Source organism: Ruminococcus sp. AF17-12, from assembly GCF_003479245.1.
In the GTDB taxonomy this organism is placed as follows: Bacteria; Bacillota; Clostridia; order Lachnospirales; family Lachnospiraceae; genus Blautia_A; species Blautia_A fusiformis.
This window is the reverse complement of sequence record NZ_QUGY01000017.1, coordinates 75955-76331: the sequence shown is the minus strand read 5'-3', so window position 1 is coordinate 76331 and position 377 is coordinate 75955. Positions and strand designations below refer to the sequence as shown.

Here is a 377-nt window from a genome sequence, read left to right as displayed (position 1 = left end):
GGAAGGAGCTGTGGACTGCATGGAAGAGAGAATGCCGGAATGAGTAGCGAGATAGAGGTGGGAATCCTCTAGGCCGAATATCCAAGGTTTCCAGGGTAAAGCTGATCTGCCCTGGGTGAGTCGGGACCTAAGGTGAGGGCGAGAGCCGTAGCCGATGGACAACAGGTTGATATTCCTGTACTGCAGTATGACAGAACTGTGGGGACACGTAAGGAGAGCGGGAGCCGGGAATGGAAAGCCCGGTACAAGCGAGGTACCAGTCACATAGGAAAATCCGTGTGGCAATGGGAAGACGTGATGTGGAGCGAAGATTAGTAGCGAAGCCCGTGAGCCATGCGTCAAGAAAAGCCGCTATCGTTCATATTGTACCCGTACCG

At 53.8% G+C, this 377-nt stretch carries 1 rRNA gene (running past both ends of the window); it reads left to right on the top strand.

The window, feature by feature from the left end:
* A 23S ribosomal RNA gene (locus DWW77_RS15780) occupies nt 1-377 on the top strand (it extends past both window edges: 1505 nt to the left, 1344 nt to the right).